We start from the raw sequence: 20,143 nt of genomic DNA, 5'->3' as shown, positions 1-20,143 counted from the left end.
CGTTGCCGCCATCGGGGATACATTGATGAATACCATTTACGATCAGGAGCAGGCTTATTCATCACGGGAGTATCGAGATGGATCGGCTCGGACGTCGGCCCCGAGCTCATCGGTGCCGGCCACCGGATTCTCGGGCTTGCCGGAGCGACCCCTCGGCCGAGGCCATCACATCCTCGGCCGGTGAGGTGCTCCACGGCGTCCGCTCATCCGTGGTGCGCCTGCCCCGATCGGTCCACGGAGACGGGGGTAAACACGGCTTCATTCCTCGCCTGGTTGGCCTTACCTGAGAAAAGGGGGTCTCCGGCTATGTGGGGGACAGGTCCAGCCGTTGGCCCGCGGTGCATGTCCTCGTTGCGGCGGTGCTGTTCCGGCTCGCCGTCGAACAGGCCCCTGCGGACTCGGTGTTGAATGCGGTGGGGGATGAAGGTGTGCCAGTCCGGGATTTTGCCCAAGTCATCGCCCGACACTTGGGAGTGCCAACTCATTCCTGCCCAGCCGAGGACTTCGACTCTCTTGGGGGAGCTGTCGGGAGTCGACAATTCGGCATCCAGCACCTTGACTTAGGAACTGCTGGGCTGGGCGCCCTTGCCGTCCGGTCTCAACCAGGACAAGGAGCAGGACCACTACTTCAGCTGAGCGCGGAAGCCAAGCGAAGTCACCGTCGTTCCCCACGGGCCCCAATGCTCGCAAGCTCGAAGCGGGTCACTTGCCGGTGTGGGCCCGCTAAGAAGTTAGATCCACATTGCGGGGTCGATGTACTCGGCGGGATCCACGGCCGGGGCCATCTCGCGCTTGGCATCGCGGTGGCGCCAGGTGGCGGGGATGCCCGTGAGAATCGAGCTTTCGGGTGCGTCCTTGACCACGACGGCGTTGGCACCAACTGCTGAATCGTCGCCGATGTGGATGGGGCCAAGCACCTTGGCGCCGGCGCCGATGGTGACCCGGTTGCCGATGGTGGGGTGGCGCTTGGTTTTGGCCAGGGAGCGGCCGCCGAGGGTCACGCCGTGGTAGATCATGACGTCGTCGCCAATCTCGGAGGTCTCCCCGATCACCACGCCCATGCCGTGGTCGATGAAGAAACGCCGGCCGATGGTGGCTCCGGGGTGGATTTCGATGCCCGTGGCAAAACGCGTCAACTGTGACAGGACGCGGGCGGGGAAGCGCAGTGCCGGCACGGCCCACATCCTGTGCGTTAGGCGGTGGACCCAAATGGCGTGCAGCCCGGAGTACACAAAAAAGTTCTCCATGGAGCCGCGCGCCGCGGGGTCGTGCGAGCGGGCGGACTCCAGGTCCTCACGTATTCTGCCGAAGAATCCCACAGACTTCTTTCAGTTGGGCGCCGCAATAGTTGCACGGCGGTGTTCACAAAGCGATGCTCTCAAACGGGTGGGCCCAGATACCAGAAGACCCGCACCACTGACACAGCGTCAGTGGTGCGGGAATTATTCCGGTCGTCCAGGCCCTGGAATGACGGGAAAGCTGGTGGGGGTTAGCCGCGGATGTCGTCGTACAGCACGGTGGAAATGTAGCGTTCGCCGAAGTCGGGGACCACGGCAACGATCAGCTTACCGGCGTTCTCCGGGCGCTTGGCCAGTTCCAGTGCGCCCCACACGGCCGCGCCGGCGGAGATGCCGCCGAGGATGCCTTCCTGGTTGCCCAGTGCACGGGCAACGGCCACGGAATCTTCCAGCGTGGCGTCCAGCACCTCGTCGTAGATGGTCTGGTCCAAAACCTCGGGGATGAAGTTCGCGCCCAGACCCTGGATCTTGTGCGGGCCGGGGGCGCCGCCATTGAGGATGGCCGAGTCGATCGGCTCAACGGCAACAACCTGCACGCCCGGCTTGCGCTGCTTCAGCAGCTGGCCGGCGCCGGTGATGGTGCCGCCGGTGCCGATGCCGGCAACGAGGATGTCCACGGCGCCGTCGGTGTCGTTCCAGATTTCTTCACCCGTGGTGGTGCGGTGGATGTCGGCGTTGGCCGGGTTGGAGAACTGCTTGGCCCAGATGGCATTCTCCGTGTTGGCAACGATTTCCTGGGCCTTCTCAACAGCGCCGCGCATGCCCTCGGAACCGGGTGTCAGTACAATTTCGGCGCCGTAGGCGCGCAGCATGACACGGCGTTCGGTGGACATGGTCTCCGGCATGGTCAGGATGACCTTGTAGCCGCGGGCAGCGCCCACCATGGCCAGGGCGATGCCGGTGTTGCCGGAGGTGCCCTCTACAATAGTGCCGCCGGGCTGCAGTTCACCCGAGGCCTCGGCGGCGTCAACAATGGCGACGCCGATCCGGTCCTTGACGCTGTTGGCGGGGTTGTAGAACTCCAGCTTCACGGCAACCGTGGCAGCCAGGCCTTCGGTCAGGCGGTTCAGCCGGACCAGGGGGGTGCCGCCGACCAGCTGGGTGACATTGTCATAAATACGTGCCATGAATGGTCCTTAGTTCTTTCGTGCAGGGGCGAATCGTGCAACGGATGGGTGCGCCAGCCAACGGAACCGTGCGCAAATGTTGTCGAAAGCGTATCGAGTACTGCCGCGGGGTTCTAGGCGGTAAGCCACGCTGCGTAATGTTTTCGCACTTTCGCGATTTTGGGGTTGATAATGACCTGACAGTAGCCCACCTCTGGCCGTTGGGCATAGAAGTCCTGGTGGTAGCCCTCGGCCTCGTAAATGACCTCCAACGGCGACACCTCCGTCACGATCGGGTCCGGCCACAGCGGCTGGTTCCGTGCAATCGCAGCCCGGAAGAGTGCTTCTTCCTGAGCATCGCGGTAGTACATGACCGAGCGGTACTGGGTTCCGGCGTCGTACCCCTGGCGGTTCAGGGTGGTGGGATCGTGCTGGACAAAGAACATGTCCAAAATAGTGTCCGCCGGAATGATGTCCTCGTCAAACGTCACCGACACCACCTCGGCATGGCCCGTCATCCCGGAGCAAATCTGATCATAACTGGGGTTGGGCAGCGCGCCTCCGGTATAGCCGGACACCACCGATTCCACGCCACGGGTCATCTGATACACGGCATCCAGGCACCAAAAACAGCCGCCGCCCAATACAAAAGTCTTCATGTTTATATGTAAGTCATTTGGGCCCGCCAAGATTCCCGCGCCATGTTGAGGTCAGTCGCGGGGCCGCCCACAAGTAAGCTAGGAGGATGAGCAAGGATCCAACTTTTCCCAGGCCCGACGCCGGAGCTGACGAAGGCGCCCCCGCCACCGACATTCCGGCCGGGCCCGCGGACGTCCCCGACACGGCTGGCGCAGAACGTTCCGGCCTGGCAGCTGAGCCGGCTGGCGCCGTCGTGCTTTCCAGTGTTGGGGCACTCCCGCAGGACACGGACGACGACATGGGCGATGACACCGACGACACCGACGACGCGAGCGGCGCCGCCGGCGACGCCGATGACGAGGCCGCCGGCGACAGCCTGGAAACGCCCGTCCTGGCGGATGTTCTGGTGGCGGTTGAGGAACTGTGGCCGGAATCGTTGGCTGAAACGTGGGACCAGGTGGGCCTGGTGGTGGGGCGTCCCGATGCCGAGGTGGACAGGATCATGTTCGCCGTCGACCCCACACTGGAGGTCATTGACGAAGCCCTTGAATGGGGCGCGCAGCTGCTCATCACCCACCACCCGTTGCTGATGAAGGGCGTGAACTCCGTGGCGGCGACGTCCGGCAAGGGGCGGGCTGTGCACCGGTTGATCGAGGGTGGCTGCGCTTTGCTGACGGTCCACACCAACGGGGACAGTGCCGTGGGCGGTGTCTCCGATGTGCTGGCCGACGCCATCGGTCTGGGTGATGTCAAGCCGCTCGTGCGTGCACCGCTCGGGCTGGTTGAAGAGGGCATCGGCCGGGTCGGCCTGCTGGCCGGGCCCGAAAAGCTTGGCGACCTGGCGGCCAGGGTGTTTCTGCAGCTTCCTGCCGTGGCCGGCGGTGTGCGCGTGTCGGGGGACAAGGATGCACTGGTGCGCAAGGTGGCCGTCTGCGGTGGCGCTGGAGACAGTTTGTTTGACGCGGTGCGAGCCAGCGACGCCGACGTATTTGTGACAGCAGACCTGCGCCACCATCCGGCGTCGGAAGCCAGGGAAGTTCGGGCTGACGGCAAGCCCTACCTGATCGACCTCTCCCACTTTGCCAGCGAATGGTTGTGGCTCCCCGCCGCCGCCGAAGCCCTGGGCAACGTGCTGGCGGACCAGGGGTTTGCCGCTGAATTGGTGGTCAGCCAAACCAACACGGACCCCTGGGACTTCATACTCACCCCCGGGAACTAGCGCCTATCTGTCCTCCCACGGCTCGCAAGCTCGCGGCGGGCCCCTCGGCCGCTAGCGCCTAACTGTCCTCCCACGGCTTGCAAGCTCGCGGCGGGCCCCTCGGCCGCTAGCGCCTAACTGTCCTCCCACGGCTCGCAAGCTCGCGGCGGGCCCCTCGGCCGCTAGGCTGGGGGCAGGACCAATCACGTACTTGAAAAGCAGGAGGACTTACATGGCCAAGGCAGCACCGGGCGAGCAAATGCGTTTGTTGGACGTTCAGGCACTTGACGGGAAATTACGGGGGCTCGACGTCCAGGCAAAGGCGTTGAAGGAAGATCCCAGGCTTCCGGACCTGCACGCGGGCGTGACAACGGCAAAGAGCGACCAAGTGGTTCTCGACACCGCCGTCGGCGATGCCCAGCGGGCCCTGACGAAGGCCGAAGACGATGTGGCCTCAGTGGTGGCGCGGATTGAGCGCGACGAGGCGAAACTCAATAGCGGCACCGGCCTGTCCAAGGACCTGATGGCGCTGCAGAGTGAGATTGAATCCTTGACTAAACGCCGCAGCGACCTTGAAGACACCGAGCTTGAGGCCATGGAGGCCTTCGAGGAAGCAACAGCCAAACAGGGTGCCCAGCGCGATCTTGTGGCCCAGATGCAGTCGGTGCTGGATGAGGTTCTTGATGAGGTGCGCAGCAAGCTTGGCGGGCTGAAGATGGAACGCGACGCCACCCTCGCCGAACGTGCCGAACTGGCCGCAACCTTTGATCCGGCGCTGCTGGCCATCTATGACCGAGCCCTGGCCAAATACGGTGTGGGCGCTGCCCGGCTCTTCCACGGGAAGTCAGAGGGCTCAGGCATGCAGCTCAGTGCCGGCGACCTCGTGGAAATCAAGAAGGCCCCCGCTGACACAATCGTGTTCTGCCCCGACTCCGGCGCCATCCTGGTCCGCTCGGAGGACTGGGGCTGAGCGTGCCGGATACTCCCGTGGGGCGGCTTCACCATGTGGAGATCTGGGTTGTTGACTACCCGCGGGCAAAGTCGACCATTGGCTGGGTCCTGGAACGGCTGGGCTACCACCTTGCATCCGAATGGGGCCACGGCGGCAGCTGGCAGGGCGCTGGCGAGTACATCGTCCTGGAATCCGGACCCGATGTTTCCGGTCCTCATGAGCGGCGCCGGGCGGGACTGAACCATCTCGCCTTTGTCGCCGGTCCGGCGTCGAACGTTGATGCCCTTGCCGACGCCGCCCTGGGACAAGGCTGGGTGTTGATGTTTCCGGACAGGCACCCCTACGCTGGCGGTGCGGGCCACTATGCGGCCTATCTGGAAAACGCGGACGGCTTCGAGATTGAACTCGTGGCCGGTCCGGCGCCGCAGCCCTTGGAATCGGCCGGCTGACGAACGGGTTAAGTGGTGCGGTGCAAAAATGCCGCAGTTTGCCGTAAATGCCATGGTTTGAGCTATGGCATTTACGGCAAACTGCGGCACTTTGTCCAAAGTGAGACAGCCGGGTCGGGAATCAGTCCGCCAGAATGATGTTCAGGGCATGCGCCTTGCGCCCGGTTCCGGGAACCAACTCCACAGACCATTTTTCAGCGGCGGCCTTCGCCAGCTGGGCGGGGGTTTCCGGGGCCTTGCCTCGACGGGTCAGTAAATGCCGGGCCAGTTCGCCGCGGGTGTGCTTGGCGAAGTGCGAGACCACCTTGCGGGTACCGTCGCGCTCGGTGAAAACATTGACAGCCACGGTGCGATCCGGATCCGGAACCCAGGCCGCCGCATAGCTGCTCGATCGGCAGTCCACCAGCAGGTGCCCCTCCGCGCGTGCCGCAACGGCCTCGGCCAGGCGCGGCTTCCAGTAACTGGCCAGCTTGCCCAAACCAGGCAGCCCCACCGACATTGACAGCCTGTAGGCGGGAATGCTGTCGGCAAACCCCACAGCACCCCACAATCCCGAGACAACCACGACGGCGGCATCAGCCTTGCGCTTTTGCGTGGCCGTCATGCTCTGGTAGCCGAGGGCGTCGAAAAGGACGCCCGTGTAAATGCTGTGGGCTGGCGCTGCTGGCTCGTGGGCCAGGCGCGTGTTGCGGCTGACCTCGTGGACCAGCGAGGCACCCACGCCTAGCTGGGTGAGCGCATCCTTCTGTCCGGACACTTCAGCCAGGGCTATGGCCACATTTTGCCGTGCATCGGTGAGGGACGGGAAACTGAGCGTGGCCAGATCGACCGGCGATCCGGCGTCGGCGGGGGTCTTGCCTTCAGAGGGCGGCAGCAGAATCAACACCGTTCGAGCCTACAGTGCCCGTCGGCTTGCTCCCATCCTGCCGAGATATCACATGACGCCCTCCTCGTCCCCGCGAGATGCGAGATGGCGCCCTCCCGAAGCGGGGATTCGGCCAAGGGATTGGGCGTCATCCCACATCTCGGCAGAAGCAGGGAGGGAGGGTCGGGAAGGATGGTGGACCGGTCTAGTGAAGCCGCTCACGGAACTCGCCGGTAACAAGTGTGCGCTGACACACTGGTGAGTAGCTTGAACCAAGGGTGTTTTGAGCTGGAAGAGGATAAATTTTCGTGGTGCAGCAACTCGTGGACAACAACTCAGACGCCGTCCTGGATTCCTGGATCCAGCGCGAAGCCATGGCGGAGGCAATGATCCCGCTCATCGGCAGGCTTTACCGGGACAACAACGTCCTGACCAGCATTCATGGCCGCTCGCTGATCAACCAGTCGGTCATCGCCATCATGAAGGCACACCGCTTTGCACGCCAGGTGGACGATGTGGAACTGCCCGTCGAGGACACCCTGCCGCTCCTACAGGCACTGACAACATTGCAGCTCGGCGCCGCATCACTGGACCTGGCCCGGCTCAACGCAGGATTCAAGGCAGCCACGGAAAACAGCCTGGAGGCCTATCTGCGCACGGAACTGGCCGACATCGTTGACCGCTACGGCGCCGACGAGCGCAACAGCACCGACGTGGTGCTCTACGGCTTCGGGCGGATCGGACGCCTGCTGGCGAGGATCCTCATCGAACACTCCGGCGGCGGCCACGGCCTGCGCCTGCGCGCCGTCGTGGTCCGCAACGGCGGGGGCAAGGACCTGGCCAAGCGTGCCAGCCTGCTGCGCCGCGACTCGGTCCACGGGCCCTTCAACGGCACCATCACGGTGGATGAAGAACGCAACATCATCCAGGCCAACGGCACCGCCATCCAGGTCATCTACTCAGACAGTCCGGCAACGATCGACTACGAAAGCTACGGCATCAACAACGCCCTGGTTGTGGACAACACCGGCCGCTGGCGCGACGAGGAAGGCCTGTCGCAGCACTTGAAAAGCAGCGGTGTTGCCAAGGTCTTGCTGACGGCTCCCGGCAAGGGTGCGTTGAAGAACGTGGTGCACGGCATCAACCACGCCACGATCGCACCCGAAGATAAAATCATCACGGCCGCATCCTGCACCACCAACGCCATTACCCCGGTGTTGAAGGTTCTCAACGACAAATTTGGGATTGTGCACGGCCACGTCGAGACGGTCCACTCGTTCACGAACGACCAGAACCTCACCGACAACTTCCACACGGGCGAACGCCGCGGCCGCTCCGCCGCGCTGAACATGGTTCTGACTGAAACCGGTGCCGCCAAGGCCGTGGCGAAGGCCCTGCCGGAGCTCGAAGGCAAGCTGACAGGGAACTCCATCCGCGTCCCCACCCCAAATGTGTCCATGGCGATCCTGAACCTGACGCTGGAAAACGGCACCACCAAGGACGAGGTCAATACGTTCCTGCGTGAGGTGTCGCTGCATTCTGGATTGCGCAAGCAGATTGACTTCATCGATTCCCCCGAGGTGGTCTCCAGCGACTTCGTCGGTTCGCGCCGGGCAGGCATCGTGGACGGCCTCGCCACCATCAGCAACGACAAGCATCTGGTCCTCTACGTCTGGTACGACAACGAGTTCGGCTACAGCTGCCAGGTGGTGCGCGTCATGGAGGAAATGGCCGGCGTCCACCCGCGCCAGTTCCCTGCCGTGGAGACCACAGCGGCACTGCAGGCCTAGGCACCCAAGGTGAGTCTCCGGCGTCGAACATTGAAGCGCGACGCCGGATACTCACTTTTTGCGCCCGGCCTGCCTGGGGCCTGTCCCCGGGAGGGCGCACAAGCGGCTTGCATGCCCAGGGCCTCCCAAACTCGTTGCGCTCGTTTGTGGCCCTCGCCCTGTACACTTGGTAGCTGGATAGGGCAGCTAGGCAACCGCGCGTCACGCAAGTGGCTCGAGGAACGTCCGGGCTCCACAGAACAGGGTGGTGGGTAACGCCCACTCGGGGTGACCCGCAGGAAAGTGCCACAGAAAGTAGACCGCCGGCACGGCCGCAAGGCTGGCGCAGGTAAGGGTGAAACGGTGGTGTAAGAGACCACCAGTTCCCCAGGTGACTGGGGAAGCTAGGTAAACCCCACCCGGAGCAAGGCCAGACAGGGCATGATTGAGGGCTGTTCGCCCGAGTGCCTGGGTAGGCTGCTAGAGGGCGTCGGCAACGGCGTTCGTAGATGGATGGTTGCCTCTCCGCCGCGGGTAACTTCGGCGGATGACAAAACCCGGCGTATCGGCTGCCCTATCCACATTTAAGGCCAGGATTCCGCGTGCTGCCGCGGGGTTTGGTTTTTCGTTGTCGAATTGCGGCTTCCCGGCACCGGATTCCGACTAGCTGCCAAGCGGCGATGCAGTGTCATCAAGGGCGTTGTTGGCTCTGTCGGAGGGTGGAACTCCCTGAAAACTCCTTGGCTTCAGACAGGCGGATAACTACTGAGGGCTTGCGCCTCCTGTTCATCCATCCGCCGATTTGTGCCCAGGGCGTGGTGTTGTGCGCTGAACTTACACCAAAGGTGGCCTCGGAATCGATACTCCAAGACCACCCTGAGACGTTGCGTTGGCTAGTTGTGGGCCAATTCGATGGCTCGGCCAGTGAAGTATCGTGAGTGCGTGCGGTGCACGGTATCCAACGAATCGCTGTTCAACGAAACGACTTCCCAATCCTCGCTTGGTCGATTCCGCTCGCGCTCCAGCCGAAACTTGAGCGCTGCACGGTGGCCGTCAAGTCCAAGGAATTCAGTTACCTGACGGTCTCCAGTTACCCTGTTGTACTCAATGACAAATCCAGGCATGTCTATTTCCTCCCGTTGTTTCGCATGTTATCAAAAGTTCCTGTGTGCTTCGCTATCGTCGCTCTCAAATCAGCCTCGAGATCTCTCAAAGCCGTGCGTAAGTTTGTGTGTACTCGCTCCGCCTCTCGGTATTCAGCGAGATGGTCGACCTGCTGATCACGAGGCAGAGCATGGAACCAGTCTTTGACAACACGAAACTGTTCATCTGACTTGGGCAGACTATTAGGTAATCGTTCCAGATTGGTGATGGTCTGAGTTGACAGCTCTTGGAGCGCTCTTACAGCTTTTCTCTCGCCGGGGCCCGCAGGCAAGACATCGTAGCGAATATCCCGACCCAACACATCAGCGAGTGATTCATACATATTTGCCCACTCACCTTGTAAATGCGTGCGAACTTGCACTTCGACGCGGACCGGCAGCCGGAGCCAAATATGTACGGCCCGGTACCCGCTATGGGGATCCAAACGTAGATCTTTGACACGAGTCTCAGAAACATGTCCGAACAGTCCTACGATGGCCGTAACCACGGCATCCTGCTCATCCAGGGACATCTCGGCCTCAAAGCGGACTCCGGCAATGTCTTGAATGTTGGGCAACGGCGTGGATATCCCCCGCTGAAGTTTCTGTCGAAGCGTGTCAATAGTTTTGGGCCGCGAGGTGACTTCGAACGTCTTGCCACCCAAGAGAGATTCCCAGTCAAGACCCCTAATCCTTTCTTGGGTATCGGCCGCTACGTCGTTGTAGAACATCATGACATCGTCATAGGAGGGAAGGTTTGGTGGCGGAACTTCCCCATGTTGGATGCATTTGCCCAGCTTTTTCAACTGATTCAGGGACCACGGCAACTCGTTCAGGGCTGATCCTTGTACTTGATGGGACTGATCCTGCAGCGTACGAGAAAATCACCAAGCTCTCGTCCGAAGAACCATGATCGTTGCAGTACGGGCCGGTTGCCCGGTTCCTCCACGGTACCAAGCCATTCCAGTAAAAGGGCCTCGGCAGCCCTATGCCTGTGGATAACCGGAAGCAGCTTTCCTCCCGGACTCCTAGACTTAAGCCATAGCGATTCACCGCCCACGCAGGGCCACCTGCCCGGCCGGGCGGGTCAGGGGCGGGGTGGTCAATGGCACGGCATGCACGTGAGCCTTCCCCGCCGCGCCCGCGGCAGCCTCGCCGGGCGCCCGTCGTCAGCGCTGCCCTGGTGCTGCTCTTGGTCCTGTTGGTGACGGCGGGCTGGCTGCACACCTCCGGCCGCTGGCCCTTTACGCCCGACGCCGGACCCGCACCTGCCCTGCGCACCTCACCTCCGGTCCTGGGTGGCCCCGTCATTGTGGTGGGGCCCGCCACCGCCCTGGCCGTTTTGGCGACGCTGCCGGTCAAAGGCCGGGCGCCGAGTAACAACTACCAGCGCAGCGCCTTTGGGGAGGCGTGGCTGGATGCCGACGCCAATGGCTGCGATACCCGCAACGACATCCTGCGCCGCGACCTCACCGACCTCACCTTCACCGACGGGTCCCTGTGCACGGTGGCCGCCGGGACCATGATGGAGCCCTACACGGGGCGGCAGATTTCATTCCAACGCGGCAAGGACAGCAGCGGTGCCATTCAGATCGACCATGTTGTGGCATTGGGAAACGCATGGCAAACCGGTGCGGCTGCCCTGACCGCGCAACAACGCCAAAGCCTGGCCAATGACCCACTGAACCTCTTGGCCGTTGATGGCCCCGCCAACCAGGAAAAGTCCGACGGCGATGCGGCCACCTGGCTGCCTCCGGAGAAGAAGATCCGCTGCCTGTACGTGGCGCGGCAAATATCCGTCAAGGCTGCCTATCAGCTGTGGGTCACCCCCGCGGAGAAGGTGGCCATGGAACGCATCCTGGGACTGTGTCCGAAACAGCAAAGCCTGCCCTCCGGATACCTGCCATGAGTGCGGGGCCGGTATCCGTGGGGAGTCACACAGCGAGTTGTTGGCGAATCACATCAGCGAGCAACTCTGGATGGGTGAACGGGACATCGTGTGCGGCGTTGGGCACGACCACGAGCCGGCTGCCATCGAGTGCTTCGTGGATGAGCCGGGCAGAGTCGCGCATGAGGGGGCGTTCCTTGGCCCCGACCATGACGGTTGTGCCGCCGTGAAACGCGCTCCAAGCGCCGGGCAAGGTGAACCGGATGTTCTCGCCGACGCTCGACAGCAGGGTGACGCGGCTGATGCCCTGGCTGTCGCGCACATACTCGCCCAGCAGGTCATCCGGCACGGAAAGCTGTTTCGCCTGCAAACGGGCGAACCACTCCCGCCGCGCCAGGGGAGCAGCCCACTTCAACAGCGCCATGGTTGTGCTCTGCAGCGGGGCCGGCCGGGCCTCTCCGCTGACGATGACGGCTCCACGAACGAGTTCGGGATGTTCGCTGGCGAGTCGCATCGCCAACTGTGCGCCAAGCGAAAATCCAATAAGCCCCACTCCCGAGGGAGCCACCTCGCGGATCAGCCCGGCCAACTGGGCAACGGTCTCATCGTGGGAGACATAGTCCATGCCACGGCTTTGCCCGTGGCCAGGGAGATCGGGAACGATGGCACGGAACGCGCCAGCCAGGTGCCTGAGAACGGGGCGCCACATCCAGCCGGAAACGCCGCCGCCATGGAGGAAGAGAATAGGTTGCCCGCTGCCTGTGATGTCAACGTGCATGTGGAAATTCCCCTCCATGGATGGCTTTGGGTTGCGTGGTGGGTTTGCCGGCTACTTCTGCATCGAGGTGCCGATTTCGGTCAGCGGCAGGTCGGGGTTGTTCTTTTCCACGCGACGCATGGCCCAAATGTCATTGAACAGCGCCAGGAACTCACCGTCGGAGCGCTCAAGCACCTCAGCACCATGGAGGTTGGCCAGTACGGCTGTTGCGTCCGCCGTCGTCAATCTGGCGAGGGAGTAGGGGAGGCGCTCCAGTCGCATGGGTGCGTTGAAGTCGTGGTGCATGCGGTCCTCGACCACCTCGAACTGCATGGGGCCGACGGCGGCCAGGACGGGGGCCTGATCGCCGCGCAGGTCAGAGCGGAGCACCTGGATGACGCCCTCGTGCTCGAGCTGTTCGATGCCGCGGCGGAACTGCTTGTACTTGCTGGGGTCCTTGGAGCGTGCCACCTGGAAGTGTTCGGGTGCGAACAGTGGGATGGCCGGGTACTCCACCGACTCCTCGACGAACAGGCTGTCGCCCACGCGCAGGGCTGAGGCGTTAACAAGTCCGACGACGTCACCCGGGAAGGCGGTGTCGATGACCTCGCGGTCACGGCCAAAGACCTGCTGGGCGTACTTGGTGGCAAAAGACTTGCCGGTACGCGTCTGGGTGACGACCATGCCGCGCTCAAACATGCCGGAGCAGACCCGGACGAAGGCGACGTGGTCGCGGTGCGCCTGGTTCATGCCGGCCTGGACCTTGAACACAAAGCCGGAGAACGGGGCATCAACGGGGCGGTCGTTGCCTTCGATGTCGGCGCGGGGTGCTGCCGGCGGGGCGAAATCGACCAGGGTGTCCAGAATCTGCTTGACACCAAAGTTCAGGGCGGCGGAGGAGAACAACAAAGGGGTGGCCTTGCCGGCGTAGAACGCGTCCAGGTCCAGCGGGTTGGCCTCGTCCACCACCAGGGAGGCCTCGTCGGTGGAGTCCGTCCAGGCGTCGCCCTCGGACTCGGCAGCCTGCTCGGGCGTGAGGTATTCGGTCAGCGCGATCTGGGCGCCTGAGCTGTTGCGGGCAAACTTGGCGAACTCGTTGCGTCGGACGTCCCACACGCCGCGAAAATCGCCGGCAATGCCGATCGCCCAAGTCAACGGCATGGGCGTCAGGCCCGTGCGTTCGGTGATCTCGTCCATGAGTTCCAGCGGGTCAAGGCCCGGGCGGTCCCACTTGTTGATCACCGTGATGATCGGCAGGTTGCGCTGGCGGCAGACCTCGAACAGTTTCATGGTCTGCGTTTCCAGGCCCTTGCCCGCGTCGATGAGCATGACGGCGCAGTCGACGGCGGCCAGCACACGGTAGGTGTCTTCCGAGAAGTCGGCGTGGCCGGGGGTGTCAAGCAGGTTGATGACGGTGTCTCGGTAGGAGAACTGCAGCGCCGCCGAGCTGATCGAGATGCCGCGGTCCTTCTCCATCTGCTGCCAGTCCGAGATCGTGTCCTTGCGGTTCGACTTGCCGTTCGTGGCGCCAGCCGTGCCAATCACCTTCGCGTGCAGGGCAAGGGCCTCGGTCAGCGTGGATTTGCCAGCATCGGGGTGGGAGATGACGGCGAACGTTCTGCGACGCTCCGCCTGGCCGGAAATTTCGGTGGCGCGGGCGGGGGACTGGGCCGGAGAGGACACAAGACTACTTTCTAGCGGTGAAGAATTTGTTCAAGGCATTTGGCGAAGGCGCAACTATCAAGTTTACCGCAGCGGGCAGGGCGGCACTTTCGCCCGGAAGTCCGGACTTGCACTCGCGTGGGAGGCCGGGCTTGCGTGCAGGTCGGCGCGCCAGCGGCCACGCGGACGGGCACGGCTCAGCGGGGGAGTCGGAGAAATCCAAACCCCAGCTGCCAAGCACCTCCGGCATCGATGCGGTTCAGGACAACCTGTTGCAACGCCGTCGTGCGCGGCAGCTCGGAAAGGTGCTCCATGCTGCGGGTGCGGAACGTGAAGTAGACGGCGTCGGTGGGCTCGTCGCGGGGTGTGCCGTACGGGGTGAAGAGCGCGGCAAATTGGGCAATGTTGGAGGCCGAGTCGAGGTGCTCGGAGAGGTAGGGGTCCAGCAGCCAGGACTCGCAATTGGCGGTCCGGACAGGCTTTTCCGGGAAGTGTTCGGCGAAGAAGCCGGTGGCCAGCGCCAGGCTCCCGTTGACGGCATCCGCGCCGAGGCCGCCGCCTTCGGGAATGTGCACGCCCAGGATCCATTCGCCTGCGCCGACACCGGGAATCTCGGCGGAGGGCTGGTGGATCAGGTACTGCAGGCGGCCCAGCTGGTAGATGCGGCCGGAGAAGACATGGTTGAGCCACTTGTAGGTGTCCATGCCAAAGCGGTTGTGGACGCGGCGATTGATGGCCATGTTGCGGCCAAGGTCGGCCACGGTGGCGTGCGAGATGTCCGCGGGAATGCCGCGGTCGGCGTGCCACGCCAGGACCTCGGGCGCAAACCGGAGCATGGCGGAGATCCAGTCCATCTCGGTGACGGGGATTTCGGGGGTTCCGAGCTCCGGGTTGGAGTCATCCGCGCTGCCCAAACGGGCCGTCAAATGAGCCAGCACGATCTCGACCGCCGGTGCGGCCTGACCCTCCAGGAGTGAGAGGCAGTCGGTGCGGTCTTCCGGGGCGATGCCCAAAATGTCCAGGGTCAGCTCGGGGCTCAAGGCGGTGCGCGGGGTCATGCGACCAGTTTAGCCATTCCGGCGGAGGTTCCTGTGCCGGCCCGCTTCAGCGGGCGCAGCGGATTTGGCGCCGGCATCCCAGGGAGCCACAGGCAACGTGTGGTGGGTTGTGCGCCTGACCGGGCCTTTGACGTGCGCATGTGCATGCCGGGTTTTGTTATGCGCCGTCGCAAGTACCACCGTGGCGCTGCTCTTCGTGTGGCGCCATTGACGAGTGCTCGGTTGCGCATTATGCAAAGCCGCGATCGGACCTACGCGATGCTGGCGGGTCCGATCGCGCATATACCCACACCGGTAGGTTATGCGCCTGGAGCGTTCCGGATGTGGCGCATATGAAAACAGAACGCAGGGTCCCGTCGTGGCAGGTGCCCCAGGGACGGACATTCGGCACGGCCGGCGTGGCGCTGGAGTTCTCGTCAGCAGTTCATGAACATGTGCGCGCAACTCATTGTTGCTGGTGGGTACAAACACGCATGCGCACCACTCGCGGTGAGTGGTGCGCATGTATTCACGCGGCGCGGTGGCAGCAGCCCGTTAGGGCTGTGTGCCGAGCTTGGGCTTCTTCACGAACAGCGTTTCTGCCTGTTCCAGCGACATGCCGTTTGTCTCAGGGATCTTGAACATGACGAAGAAGAACGACGCCGCCGCAAACACCGCATAGATGCCGTAGGTCAGCGGCAGGGAGGCGGCAGCCATGGCCGGGAACGTCAAGGTGATCAGGAAGTTGGCGATCCACTGTGCTGCAGCGGCCAAGCCGAGGGCGCGAGCGCGGATGCGGGAGGGGAAGATCTCACCCAGCAGCACCCACACCAGCGGGCCCCACGAGGCGCCGAAGCTGACAACAAACACGTTCGCGGCAACCAGAGCGACAGGGCCCCATGCGCCGGGCAGGCTGATGTCGGTCCCGGAACCGTCAGCCGCGGAGAAGGCCAGAGCCATGGTGCCCAGCGACACGGCCATGCCGATGGAGCCGGTCAGCAGGATGGGGCGTCGGCCGATTCTGTCGACGAGCGCGATGGCCACAAGGGTCACCAGAATGTTGACGACGGCGGTGACCACCGAAATGGTCAGCGAATCCTTCTCCTGGAAGCCGACCGCCTGCCATAAGGTCGTGGAGTAGTAGAAGATGACGTTGATGCCCACGAACTGCTGCAGCATGGACAACACGATGCCGATCCACACCACCGGCAACAGGCCAAAACGCTTCCCGCGCAAGGAGCCCTTCCCTGCAGAGAGGGAATCTTCCTTGACGGCGTCCTTGATTTCGCGGATGCTGCGTTCGGTGTCGTCATCCGGGGCAATGGTTTTGAAGACCCGGGCCGCTTCCTCATCCCGACCCTTGATGACCAGGAAACGCGGTGATTCCGGCAGCACCATGGCGATCGCAAAGTACACAACGGCAGGAACCGCGGCGGCCAGGAACATCCAGCGCCAGGCCGGCAGTCCAAACCACAGCTCCTGGGCCGCACCGCCTGCCCCGTTGGCGAAGAGGGCGTTGGAGAGGAGCGCTGCAAAAATACCGATCGTGATGGCCAATTGCTGCAGGGAGGCGAGCCGGCCGCGGTGCTTGCGCGGGGAAATTTCGGAGATATACGCCGGGGCGATGACCGAGGCGAGGCCAATTCCCAGCCCGCCTACGAACCGCCAGAAGATCAGGTCGGCAACACCGAACGCCAGGCCGGTGCCTAGTGCACTGACGAGGAACAGGATGCCGCCCAGTTTCATGGTGGGGATCCGGCCCTTGGCGTCGGCGATCCGCCCTGCCAGGTAGGCGCCCACCGCGCAACCAAGAAGTGCGACGGCGACGGCGAACCCCGTGAGCGCATCGCCCAGTTTGAATTCGCCCTGGAGGGCATCGACGGCACCGTTGACAACGGAGGAATCGAAGCCGAAAAGGAAGCCTCCCACCGCCCCGGCCACAGCAAGTCCGATGACTTTGCGGGGGATGGTGGATGATGCCGGTTTCGGCGTGGCGTTGCTGGACATGGTTCCCCTTTGTAGCCGCCGTCCTTGTGGGAACCGGCAGGGCAGACAAAAAATAGCTTCAGTTTTCTCTATGCCAAGCTACTTCATGATGGGAAGCGAACCGCCCCGCTTAGTGCCGAAGGGCCGGTGACAAATGCCTCATGTGAGGAACCTCCCAGCGGCTCGGCCAATGGGTGGGAGGGTGCGGTCCCATGCACCCACAAGCCGTTGGGCCCACGCACCCGAGGGGCCCGCTGCGAGATAGCGAGCAGTGGGAGGGCGTGGGGACTAGTGGCCGAACGGATCCGGATCCACACCCGGCATCCAGGTCAGGCCCGCAACGCCCCAGCCGTTGGACTTGGCCGCCCGCCTGGCCTTTTTTCCGAAGCGGGCATTAAGCCGATCGACGTAGAGCTTGCCGTCGAGGTGGTCGTATTCGTGCTGCATGCAGCGGGCAAACCAGCCGGTCGCCTCAAAGTCGAGGGGGTTGCCGTCAACGTCAAAGCCGCGCACGCGCACCCATTCGGCCCGCTTCAGGGGGAAGTCGATGCCGGGCACGGACAGGCAGCCCTCAACCTCGTCGTCAGGGTCGGGGGCGTTGCCGGAGATCTTGCCAACCGTGAGCGTTGGGTTCACCACAACGCCCCGGGCGGGGACGTCGTCGTCGTTCTCCATCTTGTAGGTGAAAATCCGCAGGCCAACACCAATCTGCGGGGCTGCCAGGCCAACGCCATTGGCGGCCTCCATGGTCTCGTACATGTCAGCCACGAGGGATTTAAGTTCCTCGTCAAAGGCCTTGACCTCATCTGCGCGGCGGTGGAGCACAGGCTCACCCAAGATGGTCACGGGGCGGATGGTCATGACGGCTTCCTCTTCACGCTGGGCAACAATGAACGGTACTAACGGGCAATGAAAAACACCCCGATCAAAATGACCGGGGTGTTTAGCGATTCCAGGGAATCACATGGGGTGAGTTACGGGGGTTGAACCCGCGACCTCCTGGACCACAACCAGGCGCTCTGCCAACTGAGCTAAACCCACCATGTCCGCCGCGCCGAGGTCATCTTCCGATGTCCTCCGTGCTTGTGGCAACGTCGACTAGTCTACCCGATCTAAAAGGGGGTCATGACCAAATGCACCACTTTTGTCGTATTTGTGAGCTAGATCGCTGTGCGGCGGCGGAGGTTTCGCGAAAACTCGCGGAATTTAGGCCGTGTACTTTGCTGAGATCTTCTTTGCGGTGGGTGTGTCCGGGCCCGGTGCCGGCACAAAGACAGCTTCACGGTAGTACTTGAGTTCGTTGATGCTGTCCTTGATGTCGCCAAGTGCGCGGTGGTTGCCTGTCTTGGCCGGTGAGTGGAAGTAGGCGCGTGCATACCAGCGGCGGGAGAGTTCCTTGATGGTGGAGACGTCGATGACGCGGTAGTGCAGGTGTTCCACAAGTTCGGGCATGTCGCGGGAGAGGAAGACCTTGTCCGTGCCGATCGAGTTGCCAGCCAGGGGGGCCTTGTTGGCCACTGGCACGTACTTGCGGATGTACGCCAGCACCTGGGCCTGCGCATCCTCCATGGTGGTGCCGCCGGCCAACTCGTCAAGCAGTTTCGAGGAGGTGTGCATGTTGCGCACAAAGTCGCCCATCTGCGCCAATGCCTCGTCGCTGGGCTTGATGACAACGTCAATGCCCTCACCCAAAATGTTTAATTCGGAGTCGGTGACAAGCGCTGCCACCTCGATCAGGGCGTCGTTAACCTCATCCAGACCGGTCATTTCACAGTCAATCCATACAATGCGTTCATTAGTAATAGCCACGGCTCCAATGTACCGTGACCGTGCGGCGCCGGGGTAGCCGGGCCGGAACGCAGGGGCAGCCGGCCCCCAAAGGTCGGAACGTCGGGCAGGAACCCCGGACCGCAGTGCCGGACCGGAACCGGCTGCGGCAGAAATTCACCCCGGGGCGCATCAAACAGCGGAGGAGGGTTCCTCGTCGTCGAGCATGGCAGGGGAATGGCGCGGAATCAGGGAGGGATTGCGGCCCATCAGGACCAGCTGGCGGATGCTCCAGATGAACAGGACCACCAGCAGCCCGTTGCGCATGGTCAGCACCAGCGCCATGAGCGGATTGTTGTGGGAGAGCGCATCGTAAAACAGCGGGTAGATGAAGAACGTCAGGATGCCCACGCCGATCAGCATGGTGGCCGGGACCCGCCAGGCCTTCCACTGGTACGACAGCCCCACGGCCACGGCCGGCGCCAGCCACACCATGAACTGCGGGGAGCCCACCTTGTTGAACACGACGAACGCCGTGGTCAGCGCCAGTGAGCCAAAAAGCAGCAGCGCCGTCCGGTCCGCACCGCCATTGCCCTTGCCGGTGTGCAGCGCCCAGAAAATGAGCCCGGCCACGAGCAGGGCGGCACCGATCAGCAGCGGCTGCATGAGCACACTCATCAGCGCCGAGCCCGGACCGTCAACCTGCATGGAGTTGATGTCATGGTTCATGTACATCTGGGATCCGTCAATGCCCAGGACGCTCATCCAGAGCCACGGCGTGGTGAACGTCGCCTCCAGCTGCATGCCGCGGTCGCCCTGTTCCAGCAGGAAATTCAGCAGCTTGGGCACCGCACCGACACCGAGCGCCAGGGCCACGACGGCCGCCGTGACGAGCATTCCTGCCAGCACCACCTGGACACGCTGCTTCACCACGGTGAAAAGCGCCAGCACGACGGCGGCCGGCCAGACTTTCGTCCATGTCGCGATGCTGAGGATGGCAGAGCTGAGGAACGGGCGTCCCACGCCGAAGGAGAGGGCGATCAGCACCACCGGTGCCGTGATCCCGTCGACGCGGGCAAAGCCCAGCCAGGCCAGCAGGGTGGTGAAGCCAATCCACCACAGTGCAGCCGGGATGGCCTCGGTTTTCCGGCCCCAGTTGGTGAGCTTGCCCACGGCTAGGGTGTTCAGTGCAGCGATCATGAGTACCCAGATAAAGAGGAAGGGTGCCTCTCCGAAGAGATGCGCGATGGCCATGGGGATCAACGCGAGGATGGGGTACACCCAGGGGCTGGGGCCCAGGACCCGGTCCCCGTCAAAGCCGACGGACGCCCACACCCGGTAGATCTCGGTGTCGCTGAACGCCTGCCCGAACAGGGAAAGAATGCCGGCGAGCAGCAGGAACACTGCATGCACGGCGGCAAAGACGGTCCACATGCCGCGCGGGGTTTTCAGCCAGGTCTGGAGGCGTGCGGACAACACCTTGTTGCGGGCCCGGGTGAGTGCGGCAAAAAACGATTCCGTGGAAATGGTCCAGTCCTTATGCGATCGGTGCGGCCGCCCCACAGTGCGGCGCGGCCAAGGCAGCGCATGACGGCAGATTGGATTTCGGTGACCGTCCGGCTGAAGTG

18 protein-coding genes, 1 tRNA gene and 1 other RNA gene are annotated in these 20,143 nt (G+C 63.2%); 6 read left to right on the top strand and 14 right to left on the bottom strand.

What is annotated here, in order from left to right:
• Positions 1 to 203: 203 nt before the first annotated feature.
• The 4 genes from art_RS22110 to msrA all read right to left on the bottom strand — a co-directional run bounded on the left by art_RS22110 (position 204) and on the right by msrA (position 3,063).
• Positions 204 to 485: a hypothetical protein gene (locus art_RS22110; RefSeq protein ID WP_162182030.1), complete on the bottom strand. Its 282-nt coding sequence runs from the start codon at positions 483 to 485 to the stop codon at positions 204 to 206.
• Positions 486 to 731: 246 nt separating this feature from the next.
• Positions 732 to 1,319, bottom strand: coding sequence for a serine O-acetyltransferase EpsC (gene epsC, locus art_RS05330; protein ID WP_038462972.1), 588 nt, complete (start codon positions 1,317 to 1,319; stop codon positions 732 to 734).
• 170 nt (positions 1,320 to 1,489) lie between these two features.
• Positions 1,490 to 2,425, bottom strand: a complete 936-nt coding sequence (cysK, locus tag art_RS05325) for a cysteine synthase A (protein WP_038462970.1) — start codon at positions 2,423 to 2,425, stop codon at positions 1,490 to 1,492.
• A 113-nt stretch (positions 2,426 to 2,538) separates the two neighbouring features.
• The gene (gene msrA, locus art_RS05320) at positions 2,539 to 3,063 is read right to left on the bottom strand and encodes a peptide-methionine (S)-S-oxide reductase MsrA (protein ID WP_038462968.1); all 525 of its coding nucleotides are present in this window, start codon (positions 3,061 to 3,063) and stop codon (positions 2,539 to 2,541) included.
• A 278-nt stretch (positions 3,064 to 3,341) separates the two neighbouring features.
• On the opposite strand from msrA, the gene art_RS05315 reads away from it, so the two are divergent.
• From art_RS05315 to art_RS05305, 3 genes are all read left to right on the top strand, one after another.
• Positions 3,342 to 4,262, top strand: a complete 921-nt coding sequence (locus art_RS05315) for a Nif3-like dinuclear metal center hexameric protein (protein WP_038468843.1) — start codon at positions 3,342 to 3,344, stop codon at positions 4,260 to 4,262.
• Between the two features lie 211 nt (positions 4,263 to 4,473).
• The gene (locus tag art_RS05310) at positions 4,474 to 5,211 is read left to right on the top strand and encodes a zinc ribbon domain-containing protein (RefSeq protein WP_038462966.1); all 738 of its coding nucleotides are present in this window, start codon (positions 4,474 to 4,476) and stop codon (positions 5,209 to 5,211) included.
• Between the two features lie 2 nt (positions 5,212 to 5,213).
• Positions 5,214 to 5,642: a VOC family protein gene (locus art_RS05305; RefSeq protein ID WP_038462964.1), complete on the top strand. Its 429-nt coding sequence runs from the start codon at positions 5,214 to 5,216 to the stop codon at positions 5,640 to 5,642.
• A gap of 121 nt (positions 5,643 to 5,763) precedes the next feature.
• On the opposite strand, the gene yaaA is transcribed toward art_RS05305, so the two are convergent.
• Positions 5,764 to 6,528 (bottom strand): YaaA family protein, encoded by a 765-nt coding sequence (gene yaaA, locus art_RS05300; protein ID WP_038462962.1) that lies wholly within the window; start codon positions 6,526 to 6,528, stop codon positions 5,764 to 5,766.
• A 302-nt stretch (positions 6,529 to 6,830) separates the two neighbouring features.
• On the opposite strand from yaaA, the gene art_RS05295 reads away from it, so the two are divergent.
• The gene (locus art_RS05295) at positions 6,831 to 8,297 is read left to right on the top strand and encodes a glyceraldehyde-3-phosphate dehydrogenase (protein WP_082000523.1); all 1,467 of its coding nucleotides are present in this window, start codon (positions 6,831 to 6,833) and stop codon (positions 8,295 to 8,297) included.
• 178 nt (positions 8,298 to 8,475) lie between these two features.
• Positions 8,476 to 8,857, top strand: an RNA gene (gene rnpB / locus art_RS21385) — RNase P RNA component class A.
• Positions 8,858 to 9,402: 545 nt separating this feature from the next.
• Here rnpB and art_RS20845 read toward each other — a convergent pair.
• On the bottom strand, positions 9,403 to 10,152 hold the full coding sequence (locus art_RS20845) for a hypothetical protein (protein ID WP_052136027.1): 750 nt from the start codon (positions 10,150 to 10,152) through the stop codon (positions 9,403 to 9,405).
• Between the two features lie 371 nt (positions 10,153 to 10,523).
• On the opposite strand from art_RS20845, the gene art_RS05280 reads away from it, so the two are divergent.
• Complete coding sequence (locus tag art_RS05280) at positions 10,524 to 11,327, top strand: HNH endonuclease family protein (protein WP_052136026.1); 804 nt, start codon at positions 10,524 to 10,526, stop codon at positions 11,325 to 11,327.
• Positions 11,328 to 11,352: 25 nt separating this feature from the next.
• Here art_RS05280 and art_RS05275 read toward each other — a convergent pair whose 3' ends face one another.
• The 8 genes from art_RS05275 to art_RS05240 all read right to left on the bottom strand — a co-directional run bounded on the left by art_RS05275 (position 11,353) and on the right by art_RS05240 (position 20,042).
• A complete protein-coding gene (locus tag art_RS05275) occupies positions 11,353 to 12,084 on the bottom strand; it encodes an alpha/beta fold hydrolase (protein WP_038462958.1) in 732 nt (243 codons plus the stop codon).
• Positions 12,085 to 12,135: 51 nt separating this feature from the next.
• The gene (locus art_RS05270; RefSeq protein WP_038462956.1) at positions 12,136 to 13,746 is read right to left on the bottom strand and encodes a peptide chain release factor 3; all 1,611 of its coding nucleotides are present in this window, start codon (positions 13,744 to 13,746) and stop codon (positions 12,136 to 12,138) included.
• Between the two features lie 176 nt (positions 13,747 to 13,922).
• On the bottom strand, positions 13,923 to 14,783 hold the full coding sequence (locus art_RS05265; RefSeq protein ID WP_038462954.1) for an acyltransferase domain-containing protein: 861 nt from the start codon (positions 14,781 to 14,783) through the stop codon (positions 13,923 to 13,925).
• Between the two features lie 534 nt (positions 14,784 to 15,317).
• Positions 15,318 to 16,769, bottom strand: coding sequence for a sugar porter family MFS transporter (locus art_RS05260; RefSeq protein ID WP_038462952.1), 1,452 nt, complete (start codon positions 16,767 to 16,769; stop codon positions 15,318 to 15,320).
• Positions 16,770 to 17,036: 267 nt separating this feature from the next.
• Entirely contained in the window at positions 17,037 to 17,609 is a 573-nt protein-coding gene (gene def / locus art_RS05255; RefSeq protein WP_038462950.1) for a peptide deformylase, read from the bottom strand.
• A 104-nt stretch (positions 17,610 to 17,713) separates the two neighbouring features.
• A tRNA-His gene (locus tag art_RS05250) sits at positions 17,714 to 17,789 on the bottom strand.
• 165 nt (positions 17,790 to 17,954) lie between these two features.
• Positions 17,955 to 18,557, bottom strand: coding sequence for an oligoribonuclease (gene orn / locus art_RS05245; protein WP_082000115.1), 603 nt, complete (start codon positions 18,555 to 18,557; stop codon positions 17,955 to 17,957).
• A gap of 150 nt (positions 18,558 to 18,707) precedes the next feature.
• Positions 18,708 to 20,042, bottom strand: a complete 1,335-nt coding sequence (locus art_RS05240; RefSeq protein WP_038468829.1) for a glycosyltransferase family 87 protein — start codon at positions 20,040 to 20,042, stop codon at positions 18,708 to 18,710.
• Positions 20,043 to 20,143: the final 101 nt, after the last annotated feature.

This window comes from Arthrobacter sp. PAMC 25486 (assembly GCF_000785535.1).
Taxonomy (GTDB): Bacteria; Actinomycetota; Actinomycetes; order Actinomycetales; family Micrococcaceae; genus Specibacter.
The sequence above is the reverse complement of the archived record's forward strand: the minus strand, read 5'-3'. Positions and strand labels throughout refer to the sequence as shown.

What these genes read in the sequence shown, in the direction of transcription:
- art_RS05310 (WP_038462966.1), top strand. Translation starts at nt 4,474, where the DNA reads ATGGCCAAGGCAGCACCGGGCGAGCAAATGCGTTTGTTGGACGTTCAG.
- art_RS05265 (WP_038462954.1), bottom strand. Translation starts at nt 14,783, where the DNA reads ATGACCCCGCGCACCGCCTTGAGCCCCGAGCTGACCCTGGACATTTTG.
- art_RS05315 (WP_038468843.1), top strand. Translation starts at nt 3,342, where the DNA reads ATGGGCGATGACACCGACGACACCGACGACGCGAGCGGCGCCGCCGGC.
- msrA (WP_038462968.1), bottom strand. Translation starts at nt 3,063, where the DNA reads ATGAAGACTTTTGTATTGGGCGGCGGCTGTTTTTGGTGCCTGGATGCC.
- def (WP_038462950.1), bottom strand. Translation starts at nt 17,609, where the DNA reads ATGACCATCCGCCCCGTGACCATCTTGGGTGAGCCTGTGCTCCACCGC.
- art_RS05260 (WP_038462952.1), bottom strand. Translation starts at nt 16,769, where the DNA reads ATGTCCAGCAACGCCACGCCGAAACCGGCATCATCCACCATCCCCCGC.
- art_RS05275 (WP_038462958.1), bottom strand. Translation starts at nt 12,084, where the DNA reads ATGCACGTTGACATCACAGGCAGCGGGCAACCTATTCTCTTCCTCCAT.
- art_RS05280 (WP_052136026.1), top strand. Translation starts at nt 10,524, where the DNA reads ATGGCACGGCATGCACGTGAGCCTTCCCCGCCGCGCCCGCGGCAGCCT.
- art_RS20845 (WP_052136027.1), bottom strand. Translation starts at nt 10,152, where the DNA reads ATGATGTTCTACAACGACGTAGCGGCCGATACCCAAGAAAGGATTAGG.
- cysK (WP_038462970.1), bottom strand. Translation starts at nt 2,425, where the DNA reads ATGGCACGTATTTATGACAATGTCACCCAGCTGGTCGGCGGCACCCCC.
- art_RS22110 (WP_162182030.1), bottom strand. Translation starts at nt 485, where the DNA reads ATGAGTTGGCACTCCCAAGTGTCGGGCGATGACTTGGGCAAAATCCCG.